This window comes from Methylobacterium variabile (assembly GCF_001043975.1).
GTDB classification, from domain to species: domain Bacteria; phylum Pseudomonadota; class Alphaproteobacteria; order Rhizobiales; family Beijerinckiaceae; genus Methylobacterium; species Methylobacterium variabile.
The window spans coordinates 1-8,905 of the sequence record NZ_LABY01000336.1; the positions used below are offsets into that span (position 1 = coordinate 1).

Genomic DNA, 8,905 nt, shown 5'->3' on the forward strand with positions numbered 1-8,905 from the left:
TGCTGATGGACCTGTGCGGCGACCACCGGGCGGTCGTGGCTGGGTTCACGGACCGTGTCGGCCGACGAGGTGAGGGCGGCGGCCGCCGCCTCGGCGCGCTCGGCCAGCCCGGCGAGTGCGGTGCGCAGGGAGGCGTCCGCCTCCTCGGTGCGGCTGCCGATCAGGCGGCCGGCCTCTTCCGCCGCGGCCACGAAGGCGGCGGCAGCGGCGGTGGTGCGTCCGTCGAGGGCGCCGGTGGCGCTCTCGGCCGCCAGCGCGATCGCCGCAGCCACGTCCTCGGCTTGGCGCGTCAGGTGCTCGACCGTCCCGCGCAGGGCCTCGTCGAGGGACTGGGTCCGGGCCGCCACGGCGCGGCCGGCCTCGTCCGCGGCGGCGGCGAAGGCGGCGGCCGCCTCGTCCGCCCGGGTGCCGACCGCGCCGGCGGCGACGGCGGCAGCGGTGCCGAAGCGCTCCGCCAGGGCAGCGGCGCGGGCGTCGAGCTCGGCGCCGATCTCGTCCGCCGTGCGGCGCAGGGCCTCGCCGGCGCCGGCGGTCCGGGCCTCGAAGCTGCCCTGCAGGGACTCGGCCGCCAGGGCGAGGGCGGCCTCGGTCTCCTGCGTGCGCCGGTCGAGGCCGTCGATCAGGCCGCGGCTCTTCGTCTCGAAGGCGGCCGCGAGACCGTCGAAGGCCTCGCCGATCCGGCCCTCGGCCTCGGCGGTGCGCTCGCCCACGAGGGCCGCGACGCGCTCGCCGGTCTGGCCGAGGCTGCGCTCCAGGCTGCCGCCGTGCCCGACCAGGACCTCCTCGACGCGCCCGATCGTCTCCTCCAGGCGGGCCGTGAGATCGGCGCCGCGCACGCCGAGGGCCTGGGCGGCGTCTTCCACCAGGGTCGAGAGGTCGTCGCGCACCCGGGTGGCGCGATCGCCGAAGGCCTCGATCACGCCGTCGCTGGCGCGGGCGAGCCCGGCCTCGGCCTCCGCCGCCCGGGCCTCGATCGCCTCAACGACGCCGGTGCCGGCCCGCTCGATCTCCTCGCGCAGGGCGATGCCGCGGTCGGAGATGTGGGCCGCGATGGCGCTGCCGGAGGCGGCGAAGCGCTCGGTGATGGCGGTGCCGGTCTCGGCGAAACGGTCGGTGAGGTCGCCGCCGCGGGCGAGGAAGCGCTCCTCCAGCCCTTGCGCCGAGCGCTCGAAGGTGTCGCGCACCTGGGCGCCCTCGCGGTTGAGGGCCTCGATGACGTCGGCGCCGGTCTCCGCCAGGGTGCGGGCGACCTGGCCGGCATTCTCCGCCAGGGTGCGGGTGAGGAGACCGCCCGTGCGCTCGAACGCCTCGGTGACCTCGGTGGCACGGGTCTCGAGGGCCCGGCTCAGGGAGTCGCCGACGCTGCCGAGATCGGCCTTCACGCCCTCGCTGGTGGCGACGAGGCGCTGCACCAGGTCGTCGCCGCGCCCGGCCACGGCCTCCACTACCCGGTCGCCGGTGGCCGCCAGGGCGGCGGTGACCGCCTCGCCCCGCTCGCCGATCGCGGCCGTGATCGCGTCGCCGCGGGAGCCGAGGGCGGCGGTGACCCGCTCGCCGGCGCCGTCCACCGCCGTCACGATGCGCTCGGCCGCGGTGTCGAGCTCCTGGGTCAGGTTCTGGTGCGAGCCCTGGATCGCCCCGCGCACCCGCTCGGCGTTGGCGACGATCGATTCCCGCTGCGCCACCAGCTCGTCGACGAGGGAGCGGATGCGGATCTCGTTGTCCGAATAGGCCCGTTCCAGGGTCGAGATCTCGCCCCGCACCAGCGTCTCGAGTTCGCCCGCGCGGGCGAGCGCGCGCTCGACGCCGTCGCCGACGGCCGCGACCTCGCGGCGGACCGCCTGCGACATCGTCAGGACGGCGTCGGTGGAGAAGCCCTCGGGCTCGGCGAGCCGGATCGCCACCTCGCCCACCGCGCGGGCGACGAGGCGCATCTCCTGGGCGCGCACCGCCAGCATGGCGGCGATGAAGAACAGCATCACGGGGGCGAGCACCGCCGCGGCGCCGACGGCGCCCTGCAGGCCGCTCAGCCCGGCCACGAGGCCGCGCAGGTCGCCGCCGGACTGGCTCCAGGCGAGGGCCGCGAAGCCGGCGAGCCAGACCGCGGCGGCCAGGGCCGCCAGGGCGTAGGGCGCGCGGGACGGCTCGACCCGCAGCGTCTGCTGCAGGGCCCCGACGCTGCGGCGGTCGTCGTTGGCCACGAGGGAACGGTCGGGCGGCAGCAGGCCGCCCTCGCGACGGTTGTCGCGGGAGGCGGGCAGGGCGCTGCCGTCGAAGCCGGGCTCGCGGGAGGCGCCGGGACCCGCCAGGGGATCGGAATCGTGCACGTCGGGCAGGCGGGGCTCGACCCGGGTCCCGTCGCCGAGCCCGTCCTGCGCCCGGGCGTCCTGCCCCCCCGCCGGATGGTCCAGGTTCAGGGCCTGCTCAATCGCCGACAGCGCCGCTTCCGCCGGGTCCTTGAGCTTCTTTTCCGTCGCCATCGAACGCCTCGTTACGCCATCAACGCCGCCGGGCGGCCCGTTCGGGCCGCCGCGCTGCATCGTCCCCCGCGATCCCGCGAAATCCGCGCCGTGCCGCCAGCCTGCGCGATCCTCAGCGGTTTACCACGAGAACCTTAGACGCAAGGAGTACCAGCCGGATACCCGGAGGGCGCGAACCCTCCCAAAAAGCTTAAGGAAATGGTTACCATGTGCCCGGCGGGCCGCGCGCATCGGTGCTATCCTGCCGTGGTGTCTCGGTTTCCGCCGCCGGGAGCGGAGGCCGGACGGGCGCCGATCGGGCTGTGGACAGGGGTCCACCGGAACCGCCGGAACCTTTCCGCCCACAGCCGCTGGAGCCGGCCGTCTTGCGCCGGGCCGGGGTCTGCGGGATCTGGCGCCGGACCCGACCCCTCCCGAGATGGCCCGCGAGACGCCCCGATGGAGACACTCCTCGATCGCGCGCACCTGGCGCAGCAGACCTTCGGCGACGAGGACCTCGCCCGCGAGGTCCTGGCCCTGTTCGCGGGCCAGTGCGAGCGCCTCGGGCCGGGGATCGCCGATCCGGCCCTCGGCCCGGAGGCGCGGGCGGACCTCGCCCACACCCTGAAGGGCTCGGCCCTCGGCGTCGGCGCGTGCCGGGTGGCAGTCCTCGCCGGGGCGCTCGAGACGGCCCTCCGGGCCGGCGACGACGGGGCGGCGCTGGCCCTCGGACCGGCGCTGGCCGAGGCCGTGCGGGAGACGCTGGCACTCATCTGACGCAAGGACCGGGGCAGACGTGCGGCCGGAGTGCCGCGCGACGCACGGCGCGCTTGCATTCCGGGGCGGGTCCCGCCAATCAGACCCCGCCGCGCCTTCCGTCCGATCCGCGGCCGCGCTCGAGGCTTCCGGAGTCACAGATGGTCCAGATCACCTACGTCGATGCCGCAGGCACGCCCCGCACCGTGAAGGGCGAGGTCGGCTCGACCGTGATGGAGACCGCGCTCCGCAACAACGTGCCGGGCATCGACGCCGAGTGCGGCGGGGCCTGCGCCTGCGCCACCTGCCACGTCTATGTCGGCGAGGAGTGGGAGAGCGCCGTCGGTCCGGCCGAACCGATGGAGCAGGACATGCTCGACTTCGCCTCGGACGTGCGGCCGAATTCCCGCCTGTCGTGCCAGATCCGGCTCAAGCCTGAGCTGGACGGCCTCACCGTCACGACGCCGGCGCGCCAGGGCTGACCGCGCCGCGGGCGGCCGGCATCGGCTCTCTGGACGAGAGTCGACTTGCGGACGTTGCGCGGCAGTTCCCGCGCAATCGTCACGGGCAGAGTCCCGCCGGTTGACCGAACACATCATGGACCGTGACCGGGCAGAACTGGACATCGTAATTTCTTAAGCATCCCCGCCCGATATTCGCGACCGACTTCGAGCGAAGTCGGCCGGGGAGGCACCTCTTGACGAACCAAGCCCTTACGACGGGCGACAGCTGTGCCTTGTCGGATATCGCTGCGGCGGCGACGACCTTGCGTCAGGTCGCCCGCGACAAGACCCAGCGCATCCGCACGATCACCAACCAGGTGAAGATGCTCGCCCTCAACGCCCGGATCGAGAGCAGCCGGGCCGGTGAGCACGGACGCGGCTTCACGGTGGTGGCCACCGAGGTCGGCGCGGTGGGCGAGGCGATCGCCGGGCTCGCCCGGGAGCTCGAGGCCGACGTCGATGGCCGCATCGCGACCCTGCAGGACAAGGTCTCGCGCGTCGTGTCCCGCGCCCAGGGCGAGCGCCTGATCGACCTCGCGCTCAACGCCGTCGAGCTGATCGACCGCAACCTCTACGAGCGGACCTGCGACGTGCGCTGGTGGGCGACCGACGCGGCGGTCGTTGCCTGCGCGACCGCGCCGGATCCCGCCGCGGCGGCCCTCGCCGAGAAGCGGCTGGGCGTGATCCTGTCGGCCTACACGGTCTACCTCGACCTGTGGCTGTGCAGCCTGGACGGCCGCGTGCTCGCCACCGGCCGGCCCGGCCGCTTCCCGGGCCTGCGGGGACAGAGCGTGGCGCACGAGCCGTGGTTCCGGCAGGCCGCCGCCCTCGCCACGGGAGACGATTACGCGGCGGGCGACATCCGGCGGGAGCCCCGTCTCGCCGGCGCCCAGGTGGCGACCTACTGCGCCAGCGTGCGCCAGGACGGCGAGGCGTCGGGCCGCCCGCTCGGCGTGCTGGCGATCCATTTCGACTGGGAGCCGCAGGCACGGGCGATCGTCCAGGGGGTGCGGATGGCGCCCGAGGACCGCGCCCGGACGCGGGTGCTGCTCGTCGATGCGGCCCAGCGGGTGATCGCCGCGAGCGACGGCGCCGGCCTGCTGAGCGAGCGGCTGCGGCTCGACCTCGACGACCCGGTCAGCGGCATCCGCCCGACGCAGGATTCCAAGGCGCTCGTCGCCTATCACCGCACGCCCGGCTACGAGACCTACCGGGGCCTCGGCTGGTACGGCGTGATCGTCCAGGGTGCGGCCTGACCGGCCCAGCGGCGGTCAGCGCAGCAGCGCCCGCGTCGCCAGGTCGATCCCCTCGAGGGTCAGCGGGTACATCCGGTCGGAGAAGATCTGCCGGATCATCGCGTTCGACTGCGAGTAGCCCCACTGCGCCTGCGGCACCGGGTTGAGCCAGGCCACCTTCGGGAAATGGGCCAGGACCCGGTTGAGCCAGGTCTGGCCGGCCTCCTCGTTCCAGTGCTCGACCGAGCCGCCCGGCATCGCGATCTCGTAGGGCGACATCGCGGCGTCGCCGACGAACACCACCCGGTAGTCCGACGGGTAGGTGCGGATCACGTCGAGGAGCAGCGTGCCCTCGGTGTGGCGCCGGCGGTTCTCCTTCCAGACCGTCTCGTAGAGGCAGTTGTGGAAGTAGAAGTGCTCGAAGTGCTTGAATTCCGAGCGGGCGGCGGAGAAGAGCTGCTCGGCGAGCTCGACGTGCCAGTCCATCGAGCCGCCGACGTCGAGGAAGAGCAGCACCTTGACGGCGTTGCGCCGCTCCGGCCGCAGGCGCAGGTCGAGCATGCCGTGGCGGGCGGTCTCCCGGATCGTGCCGTCGAGGTCGAGTTCCTCCGCCGCGCCGGTGCGGGCGAAGCGGCGCAGGCGCCGCAGCGCCAGCCGGATGGTGCGCGAGCCGAGCTCCGCCGAGTCGTCGAGGTCCTTGAAGGTGCGCTGGTCCCAGACCTTCACCGCCCGGAAGTTGCGGTTGCCGTCCTGGCCGATGCGGATCCCCTCCGGATTGTAGCCGTAGGCGCCGAAGGGCGAGGTGCCTCCCGTCCCGATCCATTTCGAGCCGCCCTGGTGGCGCCCCTTCTGCTCGGCGAGACGCTCCTTGAGGGTCTCGAACAGCTTGTCCCAGCCGAGCGCCTGGAGCTGCGCCCGCTCCTCCTCGGTCAGGTATTTCTCCGCCAGCTTGCGCAGCCACTCCTCGGGGATCGCCTGCGGCTCGACCGCCTCGCCCAAGCTGACGACGCCCTTGAAGACGCGGCCGAACACCCGGTCGAACTTGTCGAGGTTGCGCTCGTCCTTCACCAGGGCGGTGCGGGAGAGATAGTAGAAGTCCTCGACCCGCTGGTCGGCGAGGTCGCGGTCGAGGGCCTCGAGCAGGGTCAGGTACTCGCGCAGCGAGACCGGGACCTTGGCGGCGCGCAGCTCGGTGAAGAAGGTCAGCAGCATGGCGCCGATCAACGCGCCGCACCGGGCAAAGGTCAAGGCCAAAGGGTTCGACGTCTGAGGGGCGTTCGCGCCCCGGCGTCCCCGATCAGGCCCGCCTCGGGACCGGGGCGAGGGGCCGCCGCCGCGCCTCCGCCGCGAGGTTCCAGACGATGCCGCCGACGATCAGCCCGGCGCCCAGGAACAGCCAGGGATCGAGGGGCTCGCCGTAGAGGCGCCAGCCGAGGAGCGCGATCAGCGGGATGCGCAGGAAGTCGAGGGGCATGACCAGGATGGCGTCGCCGCGCCGGTAGGCGCTGGTCAGGCACCAGTGCGAGGTGAGGCCGGCGACGCAGACGGCCGCGAGAGCCAGCCCGTGCCGCCCCTCGAAGGCGACGGCGGGCACCGCCGGGAAGAGGCGGCCCGCCGCGAGGTTGAGGGGGAGCTGGATCAGGTTCATCCAGAACAGGATCGACAGCACGCTCTCGGTCCGGGTCAGCGCCTTGGTGGCGACCGCCGTGAGGGCGAAGAGCACGGCCGAGCCCAGCACCACCAGGCTCGCCGGCTGCAGCGCCGCGAGGCCCGGCCGCAGCACCACCAGCACGCCGAGGAAGCCGAGGACCACCGCCGCGAGCCGGCTCGCGGTCAGCCGCTCGCGCAGGATCAGCACGGCGAGCAGCGTGACCCAGGCCGGGGTGGTGAATTCGAGGGCGAAGACGACCGCGAGGGGCAGGAGCGTGACGCCGAGCGACCAGGCGTAGTTGCCGCCCCAGTGGACGAGGTTGCGGGCGAGGTGGAGCGGCACGCGCCGTGCCGGGACCGGCCGGCGGCGCGAGAGCGCGACGAGCCCGACGATCGCCACCCCGGCCGCCGCCCGGGCCGCCAGGATGTCGAACAGGACGAGGGCCGGGGCCAGCTCGCGCACGGCGATCGCCGTCGCCGAGAACGAGAGCAGGGCACCGGCCATCCAGAGGACGACGGCGGCGAGGTCGGAGAGGGGTCTCACCGGCGGCGCGCGGACCTGCGACGCGGCCTCCCTGCGGTGCCTTCGAACGGTGCGGGAACGAGGCCCTGGTCGAGCAGCAGTGCGGGATCGACACCGCACGCCCGCGCAATGGCCTCGATCTCAGCTGGGGTGCCGCTGCGACGACCCTCCTCCAGGGCGGCCAGCACGTCCACGCCGAGGCCCGCACGCGCGGCGATTTCGGCCAGGTCGAGGCCGGCCTGGCGGCGGGCTGCCGCGAGGGGGGACATGTCCGCGAGCACGGCGGCTGTCAGCCAGTCCGGCACGAGGGTCACGGTGCCGGCGGCCCGCGCCGCGAGATGCTCCTCGGCGAGGCGTGCGGTCATGCGATCCTCCGCGGCCTCGTCCCCCGCCCGGGCCAGGAGGGCATCGTAGGCACGCCGCGACAGGATGACGAGTTCCTCGCCCCCTCGGTGATGATCGACTGAACGCTCATGCGCCTGGCCTCACTCATAAATGTCGCGCCGATCACCAACCTTGAAGACCTCGACGGCCTCGTCAGTCTCGATGAACACGGCCTGGTACGAACCTGACCGGATACGCAACCCGGGCACTCCCACCAGAGCCTTGACGTCGCCCGCTCCCGTCTCGGAGTAACGTTCCAATTTCGACCGCATCTGCGCCCGGGCCTTGTCCGGCAGCCTCGAAGGCCTTCAGGGCTGGTCCGGTGAAACGGATCGACTTCATGCCCTGTCGCCATCCGGATGGGAGCGAGACACGCTCGATCCTAGGACGACCTCAGGGCCAGCGCACCGTCGGCGGCATGGACGACAGGATCGACGCGACGTTGCCGCCGGTCTTCAGCCCGAAGATGGTGCCCCGGTCGTAGAGCAGGTTGAACTCGACGTAGCGGCCGCGGCGCACCTGCTGCTCGTGGCGGTCGGCCTCGGTCCAGGGCGTGGCGAGGTTGCGCCGCACGATCTCCGGGTAGACGCTCAGGAAGGCCCCGCCGACCTCGCGGGTGAAGGCGAGGTCGGCGCCAGGGTCGCCGGTCCAGTGGTAGTCGTAGAAGATGCCGCCGATGCCGCGGGGCTCGTCCCGGTGCTTGAGGTGGAAGTACTCGTCGCACCAAGCCTTGTAGCGGGCGTAGTCGGCGCCGGGGTGGCGGGCGCAGGCGGCCTCGAAGGCGACGTGGAAGGCGATAGTATCCGGGTCGGCCTGCGTGCGGCGCCGGTCGAGGACCGGCGTGAGGTCCGCCCCGCCGCCGAACCACGGCTTCGTCGTCACGACGAAGCGGGTGTTCATGTGCACGGTCGGCACGTGCGGATTCCAGGGGTGGGCGATCAGCGAGATGCCGGTGGCGAAGAAGCGCGGATCCTCCGCGGCGCCCGGGATCTGGTTGCGGAACTCCGGGGCGAACTCGCCGTGCACCGCCGAGACGTGGACGCCGCACTTCTCGAACACCCGGCCGCGCAGCATCGCCATGGTGCCGCCGCCGCCGGGCGCGCCGGAATGGTCGGTGCGCTCCCAGGGCGTGCGCTCGAACCGGCCCGGCCCGCCGGCCTCGGGGGCGAAGGGCCCCGCGGCCTCGTCCTCCAGCCGCTCGAAGGCGGCGCAGATGCGGTCGCGCAGGGTGGAGAACCAGGTGGTCGCCTCGTTCTTGAGCGCGGCGACGTCGAAAGCGGCATCGGTCATGGGCTCTCATCCCATACCGGCGGGCGCGGGCCAAGGCGTCAGGACGGCGTCGGCAAGGTCTCATACCGTTGCGCCTTCGAACGGACTCGTTCGGAGGCGCAAGGC

The 8,905-nt window shown here is 73.3% G+C and carries 8 protein-coding genes; 3 read left to right on the forward strand and 5 right to left on the reverse strand.

What is annotated here, in order from left to right; genetic code table 11:
- Positions 1 to 2,480, reverse strand: a 2,480-nt coding sequence (locus tag VQ02_RS32425) for an apolipoprotein A-IV repeat region-like domain-containing protein (RefSeq protein ID WP_048448390.1), incomplete at its 3' end; no start/stop codon positions are given.
- A 438-nt stretch (positions 2,481 to 2,918) separates the two neighbouring features.
- On the opposite strand from VQ02_RS32425, the gene VQ02_RS32430 reads away from it, so the two are divergent.
- The 3 genes from VQ02_RS32430 to VQ02_RS32440 all read left to right on the forward strand — a co-directional run bounded on the left by VQ02_RS32430 (position 2,919) and on the right by VQ02_RS32440 (position 4,974).
- Entirely contained in the window at positions 2,919 to 3,236 is a 318-nt protein-coding gene (locus VQ02_RS32430; protein ID WP_048448391.1) for an Hpt domain-containing protein, read from the forward strand.
- A gap of 140 nt (positions 3,237 to 3,376) precedes the next feature.
- Complete coding sequence (locus VQ02_RS32435) at positions 3,377 to 3,697, forward strand: 2Fe-2S iron-sulfur cluster-binding protein (RefSeq protein ID WP_048448392.1); 321 nt, start codon at positions 3,377 to 3,379, stop codon at positions 3,695 to 3,697.
- A 254-nt stretch (positions 3,698 to 3,951) separates the two neighbouring features.
- Positions 3,952 to 4,974: a methyl-accepting chemotaxis protein gene (locus VQ02_RS32440; protein WP_280818980.1), complete on the forward strand. Its 1,023-nt coding sequence runs from the start codon at positions 3,952 to 3,954 to the stop codon at positions 4,972 to 4,974.
- Between the two features lie 15 nt (positions 4,975 to 4,989).
- Here VQ02_RS32440 and VQ02_RS32445 read toward each other — a convergent pair whose 3' ends face one another.
- The 4 genes from VQ02_RS32445 to hemF form a co-directional block, all read right to left on the reverse strand.
- Positions 4,990 to 6,165: a vWA domain-containing protein gene (locus VQ02_RS32445; protein ID WP_048448394.1), complete on the reverse strand. Its 1,176-nt coding sequence runs from the start codon at positions 6,163 to 6,165 to the stop codon at positions 4,990 to 4,992.
- An 85-nt stretch (positions 6,166 to 6,250) separates the two neighbouring features.
- On the reverse strand, positions 6,251 to 7,147 hold the full coding sequence (locus VQ02_RS32450; protein ID WP_083469572.1) for a DMT family transporter: 897 nt from the start codon (positions 7,145 to 7,147) through the stop codon (positions 6,251 to 6,253).
- Complete coding sequence (locus tag VQ02_RS32455) at positions 7,144 to 7,491, reverse strand: helix-turn-helix domain-containing protein (protein ID WP_083469573.1); 348 nt, start codon at positions 7,489 to 7,491, stop codon at positions 7,144 to 7,146. Before VQ02_RS32455 ends, VQ02_RS32450 begins: the two co-directional genes overlap by 4 nt.
- Before the next feature lie 412 nt (positions 7,492 to 7,903).
- On the reverse strand, positions 7,904 to 8,800 hold the full coding sequence (gene hemF / locus VQ02_RS32465) for an oxygen-dependent coproporphyrinogen oxidase (RefSeq protein ID WP_048448395.1): 897 nt from the start codon (positions 8,798 to 8,800) through the stop codon (positions 7,904 to 7,906).
- Positions 8,801 to 8,905 lie beyond the last annotated feature (105 nt).